The 20420-nt window shown below is 38.8% G+C and carries 23 protein-coding genes and 1 pseudogene; 3 read left to right on the top strand and 21 right to left on the bottom strand.

The window, feature by feature from the left end:
- Positions 1–88 precede the first annotated feature (88 nt).
- The 3 genes from FLT43_RS00290 to FLT43_RS00280 form a co-directional block, all read right to left on the bottom strand.
- Positions 89–1090 (bottom strand): sensor histidine kinase, encoded by a 1002-nt coding sequence (locus tag FLT43_RS00290; protein WP_087443877.1) that lies wholly within the window; start codon positions 1088–1090, stop codon positions 89–91.
- A complete protein-coding gene (locus FLT43_RS00285; protein ID WP_087443878.1) occupies positions 1091–1774 on the bottom strand; it encodes a response regulator transcription factor in 684 nt (227 codons plus the stop codon). It lies immediately after the preceding gene.
- 872 nt (positions 1775–2646) lie between these two features.
- The gene (locus tag FLT43_RS00280) at positions 2647–3207 is read right to left on the bottom strand and encodes a DJ-1/PfpI family protein (RefSeq protein ID WP_087443880.1); all 561 of its coding nucleotides are present in this window, start codon (positions 3205–3207) and stop codon (positions 2647–2649) included.
- Positions 3208–3360: 153 nt separating this feature from the next.
- Here FLT43_RS00280 and FLT43_RS00275 point away from each other — a divergent pair, with 153 nt between their 5' ends.
- On the top strand, positions 3361–3771 hold the full coding sequence (locus FLT43_RS00275) for a winged helix-turn-helix transcriptional regulator (protein WP_087443881.1): 411 nt from the start codon (positions 3361–3363) through the stop codon (positions 3769–3771).
- A 271-nt stretch (positions 3772–4042) separates the two neighbouring features.
- Here FLT43_RS00275 and FLT43_RS29840 read toward each other — a convergent pair whose 3' ends face one another.
- From FLT43_RS29840 to FLT43_RS29580, 18 genes and pseudogenes are all read right to left on the bottom strand, one after another.
- Positions 4043–4297, bottom strand: a complete 255-nt coding sequence (locus tag FLT43_RS29840) for a hypothetical protein (protein WP_244194292.1) — start codon at positions 4295–4297, stop codon at positions 4043–4045.
- A gap of 642 nt (positions 4298–4939) precedes the next feature.
- Positions 4940–5446, bottom strand: a complete 507-nt coding sequence (locus tag FLT43_RS00265) for a DinB family protein (RefSeq protein ID WP_087443882.1) — start codon at positions 5444–5446, stop codon at positions 4940–4942.
- Between the two features lie 526 nt (positions 5447–5972).
- Positions 5973–6428, bottom strand: a complete 456-nt coding sequence (locus tag FLT43_RS00255; protein ID WP_164776295.1) for a pyridoxamine 5'-phosphate oxidase family protein — start codon at positions 6426–6428, stop codon at positions 5973–5975.
- Positions 6429–7040: 612 nt separating this feature from the next.
- Complete coding sequence (locus FLT43_RS00250; protein WP_087443883.1) at positions 7041–8801, bottom strand: ABC transporter ATP-binding protein; 1761 nt, start codon at positions 8799–8801, stop codon at positions 7041–7043.
- 177 nt (positions 8802–8978) lie between these two features.
- Positions 8979–9821, bottom strand: coding sequence for a class I SAM-dependent methyltransferase (locus tag FLT43_RS00245; RefSeq protein ID WP_087443884.1), 843 nt, complete (start codon positions 9819–9821; stop codon positions 8979–8981).
- 165 nt (positions 9822–9986) lie between these two features.
- Complete coding sequence (locus FLT43_RS29615) at positions 9987–10115, bottom strand: class III lanthipeptide (protein ID WP_220182441.1); 129 nt, start codon at positions 10113–10115, stop codon at positions 9987–9989.
- Between the two features lie 33 nt (positions 10116–10148).
- Positions 10149–10274 (bottom strand): class III lanthipeptide, encoded by a 126-nt coding sequence (locus tag FLT43_RS29610; protein WP_187144229.1) that lies wholly within the window; start codon positions 10272–10274, stop codon positions 10149–10151.
- Between the two features lie 33 nt (positions 10275–10307).
- Complete coding sequence (locus tag FLT43_RS29605) at positions 10308–10433, bottom strand: class III lanthipeptide (protein ID WP_187144229.1); 126 nt, start codon at positions 10431–10433, stop codon at positions 10308–10310.
- A 33-nt stretch (positions 10434–10466) separates the two neighbouring features.
- Entirely contained in the window at positions 10467–10592 is a 126-nt protein-coding gene (locus FLT43_RS29600; protein WP_206108493.1) for a class III lanthipeptide, read from the bottom strand.
- 36 nt (positions 10593–10628) lie between these two features.
- Complete coding sequence (locus tag FLT43_RS30715) at positions 10629–10763, bottom strand: class III lanthipeptide (protein ID WP_206108492.1); 135 nt, start codon at positions 10761–10763, stop codon at positions 10629–10631.
- Between the two features lie 36 nt (positions 10764–10799).
- Positions 10800–10940 carry a class III lanthipeptide gene (locus FLT43_RS29120; protein ID WP_164776404.1) on the bottom strand — a complete coding sequence of 47 codons (141 nt, stop codon included), beginning with the start codon at positions 10938–10940 and terminating at the stop codon, positions 10800–10802.
- Between the two features lie 13 nt (positions 10941–10953).
- A complete protein-coding gene (locus FLT43_RS30710; RefSeq protein WP_187144230.1) occupies positions 10954–11085 on the bottom strand; it encodes a class III lanthipeptide in 132 nt (43 codons plus the stop codon).
- The gene (locus FLT43_RS29115; RefSeq protein ID WP_164776402.1) at positions 11070–11216 is read right to left on the bottom strand and encodes a class III lanthipeptide; all 147 of its coding nucleotides are present in this window, start codon (positions 11214–11216) and stop codon (positions 11070–11072) included. The genes FLT43_RS30710 and FLT43_RS29115 overlap by 16 nt, the downstream gene beginning before the upstream one ends.
- Positions 11217–11229: 13 nt before the next feature.
- Positions 11230–11346 (bottom strand): annotated as a pseudogene (locus FLT43_RS30705) (hypothetical protein); the annotation flags it as partial.
- Between the two features lie 41 nt (positions 11347–11387).
- Positions 11388–13994 carry a class III lanthionine synthetase LanKC gene (lanKC, locus tag FLT43_RS00240; protein WP_164776400.1) on the bottom strand — a complete coding sequence of 869 codons (2607 nt, stop codon included), beginning with the start codon at positions 13992–13994 and terminating at the stop codon, positions 11388–11390.
- A gap of 619 nt (positions 13995–14613) precedes the next feature.
- A complete protein-coding gene (yfmH, locus tag FLT43_RS00235; RefSeq protein WP_087443886.1) occupies positions 14614–15897 on the bottom strand; it encodes an EF-P 5-aminopentanol modification-associated protein YfmH in 1284 nt (427 codons plus the stop codon).
- 5 nt (positions 15898–15902) lie between these two features.
- Positions 15903–17177, bottom strand: coding sequence for an EF-P 5-aminopentanol modification-associated protein YfmF (gene yfmF / locus FLT43_RS00230; protein ID WP_087443887.1), 1275 nt, complete (start codon positions 17175–17177; stop codon positions 15903–15905).
- 586 nt (positions 17178–17763) lie between these two features.
- Entirely contained in the window at positions 17764–17889 is a 126-nt protein-coding gene (locus FLT43_RS29580; RefSeq protein WP_187144231.1) for a class III lanthipeptide, read from the bottom strand.
- A gap of 915 nt (positions 17890–18804) precedes the next feature.
- Here FLT43_RS29580 and FLT43_RS00225 point away from each other — a divergent pair.
- On the top strand, positions 18805–19071 hold the full coding sequence (locus FLT43_RS00225) for a CD3324 family protein (protein WP_087443888.1): 267 nt from the start codon (positions 18805–18807) through the stop codon (positions 19069–19071).
- A gap of 186 nt (positions 19072–19257) precedes the next feature.
- Positions 19258–20304, top strand: coding sequence for a phosphotransferase enzyme family protein (locus FLT43_RS00220; RefSeq protein ID WP_087443889.1), 1047 nt, complete (start codon positions 19258–19260; stop codon positions 20302–20304).
- The last annotated feature ends 116 nt before the right edge of the window (positions 20305–20420 follow it).

Raw genomic sequence — 20420 nt, 5'->3', positions numbered from 1 at the left:
ACCTCCATAGATGTGCTGATGGAACTCATTTTATCTGTCTAAAATGACTTTCCAGTGACTCCGAAAATGACAGTTTAGTCACCTGGGCTTAAATCACCTGCTTGTAAAACTTAATCCGAAACTGCGTCCCCTTATCCTTGCCGCTCGCTACGTCAATCACACCGTTCTGACTTGTAATCATGCTGTGAGCCATCGACAGACCAATGCCGATGCTGCCCTCGCTCGCATTCTTCCCTTTATAAAACCGTTTAAAAATATAGGGCAAATCTTCCTTCGGGATTCCTTTGCCATTATCTTCGATAATGAGTTCCGTAAATAACGCATTTTCCGAAAAAGAAATGGCGATCGCTCCGCCTTCCTCCGTGTGCTCGACACAGTTCTTCAAAATATTGATGAGCGCTTCGGCCGTCCACTGGAGATCGCCATCAAATGCGACGGTATCTTCTCCCTGAACCGAAACCGATATATCTTTAATATCCATCGGAATGAGAACAGGCTCTAACGCCTTTTGCACGAGTATGTTCACCGGTACCCGATCTTTTTTAAAGGAAACCGTCTTTGCTTCAATTTTCGAGAGCTTCAGCAAGGAAGTGACCAGCCAATCGATTCGTTCCAGCTGAATCCGAATATTGCGCGTAAACTCCGTTCTTTTCGCTTGAGGCAGCTCGGGATCGCGCAACAAATCGGCCATGACCGTCATGGAAGTCAGCGGCGTTTTGAGCTGATGGGAGATATCAGAAATGGCATCGGTCAGTTGGATTTTATCTTGCTGTAAAAGAGAGCGGTGCTCAGACAACATGAGTGTCACTTTATAAATATCATTCTTCAAAATGCTAAGCTCGCCTTCTTGATTATCGCGAACATCAAGCGAATCATTGCCGCTGCTAATTTGGCGCAAATAGGAAGACAGCTTTTCGAGTTCGCGATATCTCCACCGCGTGAATACGAGGCTGCTCCCCATAAGCAAAGCGGAGGCAGCGAACACGAGCGCCGCAGCGACTGGCGATATCCAAGCGGCAGCAACGGTCGCCGTCAAGCTGATGAAGCCCATCGTTAGCAGCAAAATTTGAATCTCCCGGTTCCGCAGCATCTAATCACCAACCTTATAGCCCAGACCGCGGACGGTTTTGATGAGCGTCGGACGCTGCGGTTGATCCTCCAGCTTTTCCCGCAGCCTTTTGATATACACCGTTAATGTATTATCATTCACGAAGTCCCCTGCGACATCCCAGATCTGCTCCAGCAGCTGGTTTCTCGTAAGCACCTGCCCAATATGATTGGCGAAAATGAGCAGCAAGCGATACTCTAAAGCCGTCAGCGGAATTTCCGCGCCGTGTTTATACACCTTTCCCTCGAGCATATTAATGCGAACCTGATCTATCTCGATGATCGACCTGGTCTGAGACGGCTTATGGTATCTCCGTAAGACGGATTTGATTCGCGACAGAAGCTCGCGAACGCGAAAAGGCTTCGTAATATAATCATCCGCCCCCATATCCAACCCCATGACAACATTGACCTCATCATCTATCACCGTTAAAAAGATGACCGGAATATCTCTCCGCTCTTTGACGAGCTTGCACAATTCATAGCCGCTGCCATCGGGTAGGGATAAATCAAACAGACATAATGCGAATTGAGCCAGATCTTCCGCAATCACCTGTTTGGCCGATGCAACATCATGGCAAAGCACCGTAGAGAAATGATCCTGCTGCAGTGAATATTCAAGTCCGGACGCGATCGTTTTATCATCTTCCACCAACAAAATTTTCATCTGACGCTCATCCTAACTCTATTTACTTTGAGACAAGTATATAACATCCATTCTTCCAACTTCGTTCAGACATTATAACAAACGGATACTGTTTTGATAATATAGCTCGTATGAAAAGGATGCGGTGGAAGCGCAACCCAGGCGGGGGAAAATGCAAAGGATGGCGGGGGCAACAGGTAGATAGCGCCGAAGAAGGGGCGGGAAAAACCCTTGTTAAGCAAGGGTTTTGGGGGTTAATAGAGGAAGGGCAATTCAATCATCCGCTACTTGCCTAGGCTCTTACTATATTCTCCCGATATTCAGTGTCCGTCTCTTTCAATTCAAGAACATTGTCTTGCACTAATATATTGATATACAACTCGCAATATAGATCCTGTACACTATGATCATCGTAGAAGACGTTAAACTTAACCTCTTCCTGCTTTATATACAAATAGAAATATGATTATTACAGAAACGGCTGCAAGACATCCAGTCCAATCCTAAGCAGTTTAATCGTTCTCATATATTTTCTTTGGATGAAAAGATAATAAACACCGTACATGATGAGAAAAGGTATAGCGAAAAAAATAGCAGTTCGGTTCGCTATTAAGGAATTGAAAAGAGAAACATACATGAGCATGTAAAAACAAAATATGGGCACTATTAATTTTGCACCAAAAGGTCCGAATAACAGATTCATGTGAACCGAGATCGGAATTTTTCTTTGAAACACCCTTCAACAACTCCCTTGCTGCGAAACGCGTCAGCTCTGTGTTTGCTGTGTTCGCTTACTCCCCTTAGTATAACTTCATTTCATAATAGTGGAAACGTATAATACAACAAAGGACAGCAACCTCATGCTGTCCTTTGCTCTTCCTATTTGATTACATTTAGGCTAAAGCATTGACCTGCTTCACGAATTCTCTCATCAGCTGCGGCAAGTCGTTCCATGCATGGCCTGAAATCAGGTTGCGATCCACGTGGAACCGGGTTTCCATATACTTCGCCCCTGCCGCTTCCACTTCCGGACGGCAAGCGAAGTAGGCCGACATTTCCCGCCCTTTGATCTCTTCGGCGATCACGGTCAGCGCAACGCTGGCATGGCATAGGATCATGACCGGTTTATCCTTCTGGAAGAAATGGCGGACAATCCGCGGGAAATCTTTATGCAGGCGAATATGCTCGGGTGCCCGTCCGCCCGGGATAATCAGGGCATCATACTGCTCGGGATCGATCTGCTCAAATGAAGCATGGGCTTCCAACTGGTAGCCCTGCTTTTCCGTAAACGTCTGCCAGTCTTCAAAATCGTGGACGACGGTATGCAGTACTTTCGTATCCGTCGGCGAAGCGATGGTAGCTTCGAATCCTTCCTCCAAGCAACGATAATAGGGATAGTATGCTTCCAATGCTTCAACCGCATCGCCGGTCAGAATCAGCACTTTTTTAGACATTGTCGTGTCACTCCTTTACAATATAAGAAGAATGATGTTCGATTAACGCCATTATATCCCGTATCGCGAGGTGCGGGAAGAATGCACTTTTTTGTGCGGTGGTTACGAAAAAGGTACTATTGGATAAGAACAACGAAGAGGTGTAGTTTATCGATGACGGACATACGAAAAGAAATCAAGGAAAAGCTCAAAAACGGTGATTTTACCTGTTCCAAGGAACTGACCCTCTCCATGTTCAGCGGCAAGTGGAAGGTGGTCATCCTGTGGCATCTCGGGGTGGAAGGACCGCATCGCTTCAGCGAGCTGCAGCGCCTGTTCCCCAAAATTACGCACAAAATGCTGACGAGCCAACTGAAAGAACTGATGGAGGACGGCATCGTGCACCGGGAAGTGTACCCGGAGGTGCCGCCGCGCGTGGAGTACTCAATGACCGAGCTGGGGATGACCCTGCTGCCGATCATTCAGATGATGTACGATTGGGGCGAAAAGCGGATCTCCCAACTGAAATTGGAAATGGGAGAAGCCGGCTCGGAGGAATGCTCCAACACGTGCGACAAAGGATAGCACCATGAGGGTCGCACCTTGCGCCGTCACGCTTCTCGGAACATCACATTGCCGGTACTTTTGTCATGACCATTGCTCTGCATTGTCTTGCTTCGAGAGATCGAGCTCCATCTCCACAAGATCGAAGCCCGGTGCGAAGCCGTCCGGGACAGCCCGCTCCACAGCAAACCCGAATCGTTCGTAAAACCGCGACTGTATTGCGTCGTCTCAATCCTCACAAGGGGCTCTAACGTGTCCTCGTTTCCATCCACAAATAGATCGATATGAAATTTCAGCGTCTTCCCCAATGTCTGGCATAAGGCGTTTCTGGAGGAAGCGCGAAGGGGCGCAATTGAATTTTCTTGCCGCCCCGCGCGTAATCCCGGACGAACCAAGCAAGGAATTCCAGTGACTGCAAGCCTTCTACCGACTGATCGATGGCGAACTCGAACTGGATAAGAACTTCATTTTCCAGCCCCCCCTCCCGTCCGCCACAGCGCGGCATGAGGCAGATGAGCGTATGCGGAGAGCGGCAGCATCTCCGCATCGAATAGGCTCCAGGTTCTCGACGCCGCTTTCTATCGCGGCTATTCCTAGAAGTTGAAAAATCGTCTCATGAAAAGTGGCAATATCGATCGGTTAATCGCTCATCGGTTCCTCCTGATGTTGATCTTTTTAGCAAAATACTAGAGCCGCGGGGAAGGCGGCCTTGCCTCCGCTCCAGGCTCCCAGATTGCGAACGACAGTTGCAGGAGGCAATGAGAAAAATAGGTGGGTTAGAAGCGCAGTTGAACAATGTCAAATCCCATAAGTTGTCCTTTAAGGACCAACGAATTGAATTGTTAGAGGGCTTTTTCATAAAATACATTGATTCCCGCACATATGATGGGCATAAGAAGAAAAACCTAGGTAACTATAGACCCCTGTAATCTGTTTATAATCAATTGCCCACAATGACTACCTATGCTCACCTCTGGTCTAGCCTGCAATCGGTGAATTATTTCTTGTGTATTTATCTCTATACCATACTCATCGATTTTCACGATCCACGTGGTGATGCCTCCGCTTTTAAAACTTGAGACCTGAATCTTCTTCCTCGCCTCCCCCATCTTGCAACCGAGGGCGAAGCCCACAGCGTAGATACGGTGTTATCGAATGTATCCGCCTTCTTCTAACATGCAATTGCTTACTAAATTCCATCTTTAATTTGAATAATTTGTTTAATATGTCTTTGTTCATGCAAGTACAGTGATTTAACCCATTCCATTAATGACATCTCTTTAAAAACCGGGTGTACAAAATATCTTCTGCTTAGCAGTGATGGGTCTTTAACCGTGTTTAATACTTCGTTTAACTTCTCTCTTGAATGAGTTAATTTTTCAATTATTTCTGTACCTTCTAAAGCTTCAGCGTCCGGTTTAGCAATGTCAGGAGCTTCTATCTTATTACTTCTATCAACCAAAAGCTCCCATTGGGGTATATTCTCGCTAAACGAATCTTCTGTACTCTTTAATCCTTTCTTTATTGCCATGACATATAATTCTTCTGTCTTAATTAAGTGTTGACATACCTGACTTATAGTCCAACTGTTTGGTTCTTTACGCTTGCTTAATTGATCTCCATTCAATGCATTAACAATTTCAAGTAATTCATCTCTTGTTTCTTTTAATTTTTGCTTGATTTCTTTCAGTTCCATGGACATCTTCCTTTCTTTTATTTTGCGGATTGAAAACATTGAACGGGTCCCCGCCATCGGTCATCTTCAACATGCTTTTCTATGTACTCCCCCTTCGTATATTCATCAATTACTCTCTTCCAAAACTGAGTGGCATGTATATTTGTTTCTGTTTGTCTAATCTCCCATGCACCAGGAAATCTGTCAAAAAGGTAGAACGCCGCCTGCTTCCCATAATTCCTTCTTCCGAACTTCCGAATAATAAAGAAATCACTAATGACATTTGTCTCATTGGCTGTACTCAATTTAACATATTCTTTGGGTACACCTGTTAGTACAAAGATGAAACCTGCTATTTCATCGTCGATCTTAATCAAAAAGGATATCGGTATTCATCTGTCCACTGATGATCCAAATATTTATATGGATATAAACCGTGTTGAGAAAGAGCATGACCATCAAATTCGCTTGAGTCGTACGATAAAGTTGTATTGAATTCTGCAGCACTGGCTTGTCTGATATATGGATATTTATGCTTTGCGCCGATCTATATCATTTCTTTTGCTGGAACGTATGATTGATCTCGGATTACGACGGTTTCCGGTCTAAAACATATCAATACATTGCTGTCATCTAAATTCCGAAATCTTGGATCCCATCGTTCTTCATGCAGACCTAAATATCGTGACAGTAATCGATATGCTATCTCATGATCAAATGATTTAACCTCTGCATCACCTCTAAATCCTGCATGTAAAACAAGTCCACTATAAAGATCAAAATCAACAATTCCAATTGCACATTTTGAATTTTTCTCGATTCTCTTTGGAAAACTATCTGTAGAAGTAATTCCAATAATCCATATCCGTTCTCTTTCCCAATGAAACCAAACTGGAGAGTCTCGTGGACCCTCTTCCGACATGGTTGACAGATGAGCAAATAACGGTTTCTTTAAGAAGTTATCTAAATCAAAGCTTTTTCCCCGAGATCTAATTATTCTCATGATTTTTCCCTCCCTTTGAATAATTACCTTATTGACGACGCGACCCGGCCTTAGATAGCTCCTATCTTTGGCCGGGTCGTGTGTTGTCTGAGTCCTATTCCATAATTATACATCTGATTACCAAGGGGCAAAAGCTGAATACGGTGTTAGAGTTCAATAGAGTTGAGGCGTCTTTATTAGAGAAAGAAGAAATATGAGGAGCGCAGACGAAGAAGTATAGCATCGAAGTAATCATGTGACCTAGAAGAAGGAGGAACTCATAAATTATCGAGGAAGGTTTACCGGATGCTCTATGCAAAGTCTGAACTATGAACGCGGTTGTTTGCATAGAGCCTTGCCCATATGCGGACCAAACGGCAGAACTCGATGGCCGGCGCCGCGCCAAATTAGGAAAGCTCGTAAATGTGGAACTAATGCATAGATAGTAAATGAGAATTGAACTTTAAGGATCAACTGTGACAAGTCATATGGGGTAAATCGGGATACAAAGAAATCTCGAATCCCAATTAGAGAAAATAGAAAATCCCCTCGAGTATCCAGATTTTTATGTAAATAGGTCTACCTTTGAGGGGATAAAAAATACATCAAAAAGGCCTTCTTCATTGAAATTTTTCACACATTCCCACTAAGAACCAATTCTTTAGAAAATGTTTGCTGATTAAATAAGTTCTTATATAACTGATTTGTTTCATATAATTCGTAATGTGAACCACACCCTGATACTTTACCTTCCTGTATAACTACAATACAGTCTGCATCCTTAATAGTTGAAAGACGGTGTGCAATAATTATCGTTGTTCTATCTCTCATTAAATTATTGAAAGCTTCTTGAACGAGTGCCTCAGATTGACTATCTAAATGAGCTGTAGCTTCATCTAATAGTAGTATTTTTGGATCTCTTATGATGGCTCTAGCAATTGCTATTCTTTGTTTTTGTCCACCTGATAAGCGGATACCTTTTTCACCAACCTCCGTATCTAGTCCTTGAGGCAGTGATGACACAAAAGAGTCTAAGTCTGCACTCTTTAGTGCATCAAAAATAATGGAATCACTTATATCTTTCTTTATGCCATACACTAAATTGTCCTTAATACTGCCTTCCATAATAGGGGTATCCTGGCTAACGTATGCAATCTTCTCTCTCCATTCACTTAATTCATGAGAATATATCGATCTACCATTATAAAAAATATCCCCACTGTCAACAATATAGAATCGTTCAAGTAATGAGAATAAAGTTGTTTTACCGACTCCACTTTCACCCACAATTGCCGTCTTTTTACCTTCCTTAGCTGTAAAGCTAATATTATTTAATACTTCTCCCTTTTCACTATAAGAAAATACAACATTTGAGAAGGTAATTCCAGCTTCAATGTCTTCTTTGACATTTTCTTTGTTGGATACAACAACTTCTTCAAGCTCTTCTACTAATAATGAATTGACACGTTCTGTTGCTCCCATTGCTTTTTGGGCTTGAGTGAAAAATTGAGCCATTAATGTTACAGGAGTCATAATTTGGAATATATAAAATACTATAGCTACTAAAGCTCCTGCTGACAAAGAGCCTGTTGCAACTTGATAGCCTCCATAACCAAATATGCCAACTAATACAATAAGGAGCGTTGTTGTAATAAGAGGTGATACTACTGCTATTACTTTCCCAGATTCTAAGCCATATTTATATAATCTTCTTGCGCGCTTAGCTCCTTGAACAGCTTCTTCATTTTCAGCAACTGAAAGCTTTACTAAACGAACATCACTTAATACCCTGCTAAGATTTCCTTGAAATAAGGCTGTTTCAGTTTGCACATCTTTGGAAACCCTGTACATCTTTTTACCAAGTGGGTTTAGAACCAAAAATGCAGCAGGAAAAACTAGTAAAAAAATAAGCGCCATCTTCCAATCTATTAGAAAAAGAATGAAAAGAGAACCTGTAATAGTAATTAGCCCTGTAAAGAAAGGAATCAAATGCTCTACAAAGAAATTCTTCATTACCATAGTATCATTTGTAATTCTACTCATTATTTCTCCTGAATTATTTGCATCAAAAAATTTAACAGGAAATCTTACTACTCTTCTCCATAAATCTTCTCTTAGGCGGACAATTATTCCTTCACCAATATAAATCATCATATAAAGAGAAATACCAGAAAGTGAAACTTGGAACATAAAAAGAAGTAACAAGCCTAATAAAGTGAAAATGTTAAATTCTTCTACAACCAATAAATCGACAAGTTCCATGGAAACTAATGGAATTATTAAAGATATACCCGTTTGAATTATCGATAATACAAGTGCTATGAAAAGTAACCACCCAGAAGGTCTGTACTTATCTAGAATACCGATAAATTGTTTTAAAGTGAGTCTTTTCATATTTTATGTTTATCCTTTTATTTTTATTTTTGAACGACTTATTTAAACACATATTAAATATGTGAAACTTTCATATCCTTAGACATTTTACCTTTAGGATTCAGTGTTAGAGCCAGGGGATTAAATTATTCCTATTCTTGCAAACACTGAATCCTTAAATGGGATTTTCTTATCTGATTATTTCTTTTTTAAAACTGCGGCGAAGGACTCGCTATTGTTGACGTATTCTCCACCATTAACATCTGCATATACCTTTTCAAGAGTAAATCCTGCTTCATCCGCTTCTTTTTCTAAATCTTCAATAGTGAAATTTTGATTCCAATAATTATAATTTACTAACTCACCATCATCAAAAACTAGAATACTTCTTTCCACAGTAACTTTATTAGGATACTTAAGTGCCGCGTATAAAGTTAAATGGCTCTTATCTGAAAATATGCTACCTTCATTAGATAATACCCACACAATTTTTGGTTCGAACTTTTCATAACTAGTGTCTGATAACACGTCTAATAATACTAATCCTCCCGGTTTTAACCCACGGTGGATATTGCTAAGTATTTTTTTTCTCTTAGTTGGATTAAACACACCATAAATCTGATAAATTAAAAGGGCTAAATCAAAATCATTTTCTAGGTCAATATTAGTAATATCTTCATTCCTATAATCTATTGATAAATTCTTTTCTTGAGCTTCCCTAATTGCGTAGTCAATGGAATTTTGGTTAAAATCTACACCTACAACATCGTAACCCCTCATTGCTAATCTTTGTGAATAGAGCCCTGGACCACAACCTAAGTCAATAACCTTTTTATATTTCTCTACTGGTGCAAGGTTATTAATAAAATCAATAGTTTCATCAATAAAACTGCTATCCCTGCTACCACCAGGTATATTCTCGTCAAAGTGACCCTTCAAAACAAGATCAGCTCTATCTGGATCAAGCCAGATTTCTTGTGTGCCCTCCTCAAATGGCTCGGGGTTTTTGGCTATTTCTAATAACTTTTCGATATTTATCACCCTCTCTTGATTTTTTCATGATTTTTGAGTATAATGAGTGAATTCTGGGTGCTTCGCTGAACTCCACTCAACTAAGCACCCCAGAATTATTTTAGTAATTGTTACTTGCTTTGATCAAAAATTGAACTTTTGCATTCAGTTAAATCCTATTTAATTTTTGAAGATTCATGAATTGCACTGATAAACACTTAGTGTCGACTTTCCAATAGTTATGATTGTGATTGTTGCTTCCGCTGCTTGGCCTTTACCATCAGTGGCTTGCGCTAATTTTTGCAATTCCAATACTGCGTTCATTTTCTTCACCTCCTTTAAATAATTTGGCTTTCATTAATTGCACTTATAAACACTTAAGGTTGACTTTCCTACAGTTATGATTGTGATTGTTGCTTCCGCTGCTTGGCCTTTACCATCAGTGGCTTGCGCTAATTTTTGCAATTCCAATACTGCGTTCATTTTCTTCACCTCCTTTAAATAATTTGGCTTTCATTAATTGCACTTATAAACACTTAAGGTTGACTTTCCTACAGTTATGATTGTGATTGTTGCTTCCGCTGCTTGGCCTTTACCATCAGTGGCTTGCGCTAATTTTTGCAATTCCAATACTGCGTTCATTTTCTTCACCTCCTTTAAATAATTTGGCTTTCATTAATTGCACTTATAAACACTTAATGTCGACTTTCCTATAGTGATGATTGTGATTGTTCTTTCCGCTGCTTGGCCTTTACCATCAGTGTCATGCGCTAATTTTTGCAATTCCAATACGGCGTTCATTTTTTTCACCTCCTTTAAATAATCTTAATTTGGCTTTCATTGGCGGCACAAAAAATTACTTGTTAGCGACCACCTAGTAGTTGTAATCGTTGTTATTGTGGGTATTACATCAGCTTGGCCTTTACCATCAGTGTCATGCGCTAATTTTTGTAATTCCAATACGGCGTTCATTTTTTTCACCTCCTTTAAATAATCTTAATTTGGCTTTCATTGGCGGCACAAAAAATTACTTGTTAGCGACCACCTAGTAGTATTTGTAATCGTTGTTATTGTGGGTATTACATCCGCTGCTTGACCTTTACCAACTGTATCATGCGCTAATTTTTGTAATTCCAATACGGCGTTCATTTTTTCACCTCCTTTAAATAATTTGGCTTTGATTACTTGGTGTCGACCAACAAGTATCTGATATTGTTCTTGTAATTGTTATTACTGGTGTTACATCCGCTGGTTGGCCTTTACCATCTGTGTCATGCGCTAATTTTTGTAACACTCCCAAGCACTAACACTAACAGTTGAATAAATAGGCGGTGGAAATACAGTCGTTGTTGGTGTTACATCTATTGCTTGGCCTTTACCATCTGTGTTATGCGCTAATTTTTGTAATTCCAATACGGCGTTCATTTTTTCACCTCCATTAAATTAATTTGACTTTCATTCTAGCCTTACCGAAAAACTTTGGTGTCGACCAAATAGTTGCTAGAGTCGTTATTATTGTTGTGACTGTTGCATCCTCCGCTTGGCCTTTACCATCAGTGTCATGCGCTTATTTTGCAAGCTAAACATGTAATCATATCACCGTTGTTCACTAGTGACTACTAGAGCCTTGGCCTTTGTTTTTTCTAGAAATTCATCCGAATTAATCAATGGTAACCAATAGAGTGGATTATCTTTAACTACCCCCATTAATGCTAAAATTATTCCTGAACTTCCTGTATAAACATCATCGGCTAATCTAAAAGAAAATTGTCCTGGGTATACATAATAACCATTCTTCTCAATTAAAAAGAGATTAAGTAACTTCAATACCTCACTAACAATTTCCTCGCGATTTTCACCATGTTCCATCATAGAAGGGATTAAAAGAAAACTACCTGCGCCATCAAATAAGCTTCCACTAATTGTACAACAAATCTTTGATAATTTTGAAACCGCATCCATCTCTTCTCTATAAAGGTCTTGTCCACTGACATGATTTAAAAACCAAATTGAAATAGCAATTCCAATAGATCCTCCAGAAAGATAAGGCAATAGGCGATTTCTCTTATCCAATGTTTGTAATACACCACTTACATCATCTTTTTTTGTTGATTCTAAATCTTCCTTTAGTACTAACTCAGCCTTTTCTAGATACTTCTTATTATTGGTCGCTGAATAAAGTGCTGAATAAAACAGCGATACCCCAGATAATCCATCAATTGCACCTATATCAACCGCCATCCAGTCATTAACTCTTAACGGTTCACCTTTAACTCTGTTAAAGTCAATTAATTCTTCTATTTCTATTGCAAATTGTAAATATTCCTTGTTTTCTGTTTCCAGGTATAAACTAATTACGAATAAACCTATCCCTGAAAGACCAGAGCGTAAAGAAATATTAGTTTCATTAATATTATCTTTTAAAACCCTCACTTCATTAAAGACAACTTCTTTATAACCTTTTGCATAAAGCAAAGCCAATATTCCTGTCTTTCCAGTCAATAATCCATTGTCTTCAATTCGAGCTAAATTGTCTAATAAAAAACTTTGAATCCAGTTATCTACTTCTACAGTTTTAGATTGTTGTTTAGTAAGTGTAAAAGCGGTGCCACTTCCTCCAGTCAAAAAGTTAAATTTCCCCCCGCTCATCATGAACTGACGAATGTCACCGTTAATGAACCTTTCATCATTGGTTAAATTATTTTCGATTCCTTTTATTAACTTATAAATAATAGACGAGATGTTAAAGTCACTTGACTGATCACTAAGGTTAATTTCTTTAGGCGTATACTGTTGATAATCATTTATTCTCTTATTGCATTTTTCTTGTAAATCTACAATGAAACGATAAAATGAATCTCCATAGTTTTCTTTTATCCAATTATGATGGTTAGATTGTAGATACCCCTCTAAGTCTTCTGACGAAAGGACTGGAAGCACCAAAAACATTACAATTTTCTTTAATCCGAACCAATCTCTTGCACCACTAACTTTCATTTCTCGCGAAACAAATCCAGTCGTAGCCATACTAGGGTTGTCTTCAGAGTTTACAGGCATAGCAGTTTCAAAATCTATTATCCTAACGGTTAAGTCCTCGGTTACCATTACATTTGATGGTTGCAAATCACCCATAGCTACTCCATTTTGATGCATATGATCTATAAGCGGGAAAAGTTGTAACAGTATCTTTTTAACGTTTTTAGCGTGATCCCTTATAAGTTCACTGTCTTTAACGAATGGAAAAGTTCGGGCAATCCATTGCCTTAAGTCTTGCCCTTCTATGAATTCCTCTACTAAAAAGTAATGTTCCCATTCTTGGAAATACTCAATCAAATTAACAACACCGGGTACATCTTTAAGTTTTTTTAAGGCATCATATTCAATTTTTTGCCTGGATAAGGCATCTTGACCTGCCCCATCTAAACCAGCATTTGGTCTGGCCTCCTTGATAATCACTTTCATATTATCTTTCTTTCGAGTCGCACGGTATACCCCACCAGCATTACTATAGGTAAGTGCAGTTTCAATATCATATTTCTCTAAATTGCCTTCCGCTTTAGTTTCCAAGTCATTATTAATGGTATTCAGATAATCATCGAAATCCTTTACAAAGTCAGGAACCTGATAAAAAGGAGTTCTTTGATCCTTAATTAAATTTCCTTGCTCATCTCTAATGCAATGTTCGCCATGTTCATTAATTATAGTTTTAAATCCTCCATATCTATAGAATACATTGCTATTCTTCCATCTCTTATCATTAAGAATATAAGGTCCTTTTTGAAAATCCTGAATTGTTGAAGAAATCAATTCCAACAATTCAACAAAGCTTTCATTATTAATAGGGTATATTGTTATAAATTTCCCAGAAGAAGCACGATTAGCATTTTTCGAATTCATCTCAATAAAACTGTTTCTATCCTTAAGGTGCTTGAACTCAATTTTTCTATCTATACATAATCGAGCAACCTTTTCTAGCACACTCTGTGAATCTTCAAATGTTGCAGTTACATGAATTTTCCATCCCTGTTCTGGTAGTGTTAATCCCTTGAAATGATAGTGCTTCCAAACGGAGTCACTGTCTGAAATAACATCATATGTATCAGGAATCTCATTCACTTCATATGCCTTTTCTATCGCGCTCATTTTTTCGTAATATTCTGAATCCGGTTTCATGTACTGATGATAAAGCATATTTCCTTCCATACATATCCCCCCATTTTTTATTCTTTCTCTATGTATATTCCATATGTATAGGGAAATATCGCCTATTTTCCGCAACATTTCCTTACATATTCTTCAGGTAAGATGCCAATAAAAGGATTTGAAATCGTGATATCGGAAATCTCTTTTTTTGCTCTTGGAAATTTTTTATAATGTAATACTACCTAGTCTGTAATAAGGGAAGCAACATGGGTGTGTCCTATCTCAGTTATTATAAACCCTCTAGCATGGTTTATTATGGAAGGTAAATCTAGTGATTGAGACAGGATTGAATGTGAGTATTATGATTGACTATTGGAGATGTCTGGCTGTCACAAAAAAGCTTGCTGATTAGATATAAGCTTGTAATGTGCATACAAAAGGGGATAAAATCACTTAGCCACTTTTCTGTACGAATGTAGTAGCCTAGAAGTATGGTGTAAGAAAATATAGTAATTATTACCATTAATAATAATATTGAGTTTATAGTAACATTTGGAGATGACTGTGTCAACGCTTTCTGATTATTTTTAGTTATTTAATACTATATTTTTATTTTCTAGTAATAGAGTACTGTTCTCTCTAGTTTTGTATTATATAAAAAATTTAGCAGTAATTAAATTTAATCCCCGTTTACAATTAATGTTGTTCTGGATATATCAGAAAAGTGTTGATGGAGTACTTCCTCAAGCTCTTTTTCGATTAGATTCTCAAGTGTTGGCAAAATTTCAAATAGGTCCATCTTATTAAAGCGATAACGTGTAAATTGATTGGCGATAAATTGAGGTGAATTAATGGCTCTTAAGAAGTTACCCATCTCTTTCTTAATTACACGTTGTACGTCCTCTTTCTTTATTGATTTCTTCTTAAAACCAACAATCGTTTCATCTACAATGTTTATGAGTTTTTCGGGCTCTTGGCTGTTTCCGCCAATTACCGAAAAACCAAAGCCCTGTTCATTTGTATAATCAAAAGTAAATGTCTCATCTAAATAACCATTGTTATACATCTTTTCGTACGCTTCAGAGCTATTACCAAACATTAATTCTAGTAAAACATTTAGAGATAACTCATATTTAAGCATGTCTTGACCTTGTCTTTTAGGGTTAGATTCTTTAAATCCTATTAACACTTTAGGTGTTTCAACTGGCATCTTCATAATACTTGACCTTCTGTTCACTTTTGCTTCTTCTTCGGGGTATATTCGATGAATTTCTGTTGGTTCTCGAAATGTTTTTTGGTTCTGGTTGCTTCGGATAAGCCTTATTACTTCTTCAGGAACTACAGGCCCAATAACAAAAAGTAACATATTATTAGGATGATAGAAAGTATTATAGCAAGTGAATAAATCCTCTTTAGTGATTTGATTGATAGAAGTTATTGTTCCAGCTATATCAATTTTCACCGGATGACTCTTATACATATTTTCTAAGATTCCAAATCGAGCACGCCAGTCTGGACTATCCTGATACATTTTTATTTCCTGTTCAATGATTCCTTTCTCCTTTTCTACGTTTTCATCCGTAAAATATGGTTCTTGAACAAAGTCTAGAAGGGTTATCAAATTGTTATTTATGTTAGATGTTGCTGAAAATGTATACGCCGTGCGAGTAAAACTGGTAAATGCATTAACAAAAGCTCCTTGTTTTGCAAATGTATGAAAAACATCAACCTTCTCACTTTCAAACATTTTATGTTCTAAAAAATGCGCTATTCCATCTGGAACTTGAGTGGCACAATTATTTCCTGGAGTTGAAAATTTATTATCTACTGAACCATACTTTGTTGTGAATGTGGCAAATGTTTTATGAAATCCTTTCTTAGGAAGTATGAAAACTTCAAGACCATTGGTGAGCTTTTCATAATATATTGTCTCTTGTACTCTTTTATAGACCATTGACTCCATCTTATTTACTCCTTTCTATTTAAAAAGTAGATTGTATCAAGTTCCCATTTGTTAGCAGCGCGAATGACATCGCTTTTGGATACCCTATTTATTCTGTTTATCTGATCAACTATGTTACTTGAAAACCCGCTATCAACCGCTTCCATGGATATATCTATAATTCCTAAAGGAGTATCATATGCTTCAAGTAATAGGTTAATTAACATTGCTTTACCTTGTTCAACTTCATCCTCAGTGAAGTTACCTTCTTTCATTGCGTACTCTTGTTCTCTTATAATTTCAACTGCACGTTCATAATTATCGAAATCAATTCCGGCCATCGTTAATAACAACCCTTTATTGCTCTCTAGTTGGGAAAATACAAAATAAGCAAGACTTTTCTTTTCACGCACATTAATGAATAATTTGGAAGATGGATATCTGCCAAAAATCGCGTTTGCCAACCTTGTAGCTTCAAAATCCTCATCTTGTATTGTCGAATAAGTTCTATAACCCAAAAGAAGCTTTCCTTGATTTACGTCCTGTTTATCCTGAATAATCTTAATACCATTTCTATCTTTTCTAGCTGGAGAAATGGTATTTACAGGTTTGTTGTTATGCTGTTCAGAAAAAACGTCATGGACCATAAGTTTAACCTCATCCTCATTAAAAGCACCAACGATGTATAAATCAAACCGATCGTTTTGAAGCAGATCTTCATAGATTTGATAAATGGATAAATCACTAAGGGAATCAATATCTTTCTCGCTACCATATGCAGGAAGCTGATACGGTTCACCTTCAAACATCTCTTCTATCAAACGAACACTAGTATATAACATTTTCTCATTATACATTGAGGCAAGTCGTTGCTTTAAGGAGCGCTTTTCTTGTTCGACGATTGAAGAATTAAATACCCCATTTTCAAGAACGGGACTGTAAACAATATCGTGTAATAAATCCAAAGCTGATTCTAGTAACGCATTAGTCACATTAAGATATTGAGCTGCAGGGATCTCCATTCTAAAAGATATAATATGATTGTCTCCCTCTTTTTTTACATCTGGGGAAAGAGTTGCACCGTACATCTCATCAAGCTTTTGTTTTATTAGCTTATGGTGTGGGTAATTTTTTGAACCTCCATTCAGAATATGGGGAATTAATGCTCTTGCAGTAATTAAATCTTTTTGAAGAGGTGACTTCATCGTCAACATTATACTAATTGTCTTAAATTTATCTGTGTTGCAAAGATGAAGGTGCAACCCGTTTTGTTCACTCGAACGAATAGCTATTTCATCCATCTCCTATATCCCCCTCATTGGCAATTATTGTTATTCTTTTTGATAAAAAAGTTGAAGTAAATCCCTCTTTTTCTGATATGTGTATACTTCACAACTAGGTATAATTACTTTCATTTTCTACCTGTATTATTATATTTTATCATACCATTATTTGTACTGGAAGCTTATTAATACGAAATAATTCAAATTAAGCATATCGTATTCTGGTCCCCAAATACAAAAAAGAACTGGTGACAGCATGGAGCCACGCATCGCTCGCATCTGTACCAATTCCCTTGTCCGATTTTCAATCTATCAATCTCCTTGAAAGGCAGTTCCCCGTCCAGTAGAGCGAAGAGCCTATATGTCTCTACTGGCGCAAGGATATTACTAAATTCTGGATCAAGCCAAATTTCTTGTGTGCCCTCCTCAAATGGCTCGGGGTTTTTGGCTACTTTTTCGATATTTATCAGCCTCTCTTGATTTTTGATGATTTATGAGTTTAATGAGTTAATTCTGGGTGCTTTGCTGAACTCCACTCAACTAAGCACCCAGAATTATTTAGTAACTGTTACTTGGTTTGATCAAGAATAAATTCGGCTTTCATTTAGCAGCACTTATAAACACTTAATACCGAGCATATTGTTATGATTGTTGTGATTCCTGCATCCGCTGCCTGGCCTTTACCATCAGTGTCATGCGCTAATTTTTGCAGTTCCAATACGGCATTCATTTTTTTCACCTCCTTTAAATAATTTGGCTTTCATTAACCGTACCGAATACTTGGTGTCGACCTACCCCCATTCATGCTAAAATTATTTCTGAACTCCCTGTATAAACACCAATGGCTAATCTAAAAGAAAATTGTGCTGGATATAAAAATGACCATTATTTTCAATTTAAAATCACATTTTAATAGAATCGAGCATAATATGAGCCATGAAGGTTAAGCGCCCCCCTATTTTCCTGATATATGTATAATTAACAACTAGATATAACTATTTTCATTTTCTACCTGCTGATTATATTCTATCACACCATTATTTGTAATGGAAGCTTATTAATTGGTAAATAAATGTTTGATTACGAAATAATTGAAATTAAGCATATCGTATTTCTGAAATAATACCTCTTGATTTCATAATCGCTTATGATAAATTCTTACTAAAATAGGCATATTATGAGAATCCATACTTAAAGAAAGCGTAAAAGACCAGTTATGGGGCCCTATCTGGAGATCGTGGACACATGGCTGGAAGAAGTTCGCCTGCTTTCCCCGGAAACAGCGGCATACCGGCATACGGATCTACCAGCGGCTGAGAGATGAACACCAGTTTAGATGCTTTTAGAAGTGATGATGCGGTGTTTGGAAGATGGGAGGCGTCTTAATTAGAGAAAGAAGGAATATGAGAGGCGACGAAGAAGTATAAATCGAAGTAATCATGTGACCTATCAGAAGGAGGAACTCATGAATTATCGAGGAAGGTTTACCGGATGCTCTATGCAGAGTCTGAACTATGAACAATGGCGGTTGTTTGCATAGAGCTGGAGAATTCGCTACCGCCCATACATCGCATCTTATGCTGCAGCTACTGATAGCTTGGACTTTGCTTCCTTCATCAGTATTTATATAAGGAGCAGAGCGAGGATGAAATATGTGAACGCAGATCATGTTTTCCCAGAGGCATTAATCCGGGAAATACAGAAATATATCCAAGGCGGATTGGTGTATATCCCCACACCCAAGTCGCTGCATAAGAAGTGGGGCGAGAATACAGGCAGCAGACAGCTGTTGAACCGGAGAAACGCGGATATCCGCCATCAATTCGAAGAAGGTTTAACGATTGATGATCTTGCGGAACAGTACTGCCTGTCGGAGGAAAGCATCAAAAAGATCGTATATGCAAAATCATAGAGGTTGTTAGGCTGCATCAGAGCATCATCTGGTGCAGCTTTTTTGTAATGTTTGTTTTTAATTATCTTTTCCCTATCCGGATTGTATGCCTCTATATACAATAATACCAACAGGCGAGCTGCATGATTTGGTATGAATCCTGATGACGAGAGGTTAAAAAATCCTCAAAATAGGGGTTGGAGACAAATGTTAGATTTCTTTCAATTGGACACGGATAAAGAGAGAAGATTACTGTTAGCGCGAGCGAGAATTGTAGCTCTCACCGCACTGCAGCGGTATGAGATCGAATGGGAAAGAATACAATTCATTCAGCTATCGGATACGATTACGTATCAGATCGAGACGAGCATGCAGCAGCGCTATTTGCTTCGTATTCATTCAGAACGGTGCAGTAAAGAAGAGATATGCTCAGAGCTTGCGCTGCTACAGGCTCTGACTCAATCCGAAGGACTGAACGTGCCGGAAGGAGTAGCGGGCAAGGATGGCTCCTATGTCATGGAAATTGATACAGAAATGGGATATCGCCGGCCCTATGTTACGTTAATGCGCTGGGTGGAAGGACAACACGCTAGTGAAATGACGGACAACCAAATTTATCGAATGGGGGCGATGATGGGACGTCTTCATGAGTCAGCAGCCAGGATTACGCTGCCTCCCGGCTTTACTCGTCCGGAATGGGGAGTGGACAGCTTTGCAGGCGAGATGAAGAAGCTGGAGCGTTATTATTCTCGTTTCTTATCCGAACAAGCATGGAGCATATACCAAGCTGCCGCAGAAAAAATCATGTCGCATGTCTCCGTTATGGAGAAAAATGAGGATAACTATGGTCTGATCCATGGGGATTTACATTCCGGGAACATCATATTTAACGGAGAAGAGCCTTGTCCGATTGATTTTGGACGATGTGGATATGGCTATTACCTCTATGATATGGCAGGGGCTTTATTAGAGCTTAGCCCGAAGCAGCGAGAATATTTTATTGAAGGATATGAGAGCGCGAGAAAGCTGCCTCTGGACTACGTTCGCGATGTAGAATGCTTTTTCGTCATGTTCATGATCGAGAACGGCTGTCATCATGCTTCCAACCCGGAAGAGACGAACAATCTCATATCCGAACAACCTTTCGCATTAGCGTATTTACGAAAGTTTTTACAACAATCATCGTTTTTATTTCGGAGAATCGAGCCAGTGAGCATGGGCTATTCTGCTGCCGCTCCCCTGAGTAAGGAATGAAAAAGAGCTGCCAATGCAGCGTTTGACCTGCGTCGCAGCTCTGCAGAAAATCTTTTCATCCAGTTACATCAATAGATAGTCTTGGTACAAATATGATTTCATCTACCTTACCATCA

It is taken from the genome of Paenibacillus thiaminolyticus, from assembly GCF_007066085.1.
Lineage (GTDB): Bacteria > Bacillota > Bacilli > Paenibacillales > Paenibacillaceae > Paenibacillus_B > Paenibacillus_B thiaminolyticus.
The sequence above is the reverse complement of the archived record's forward strand: the minus strand, read 5'-3'. Positions and strand labels throughout refer to the sequence as shown.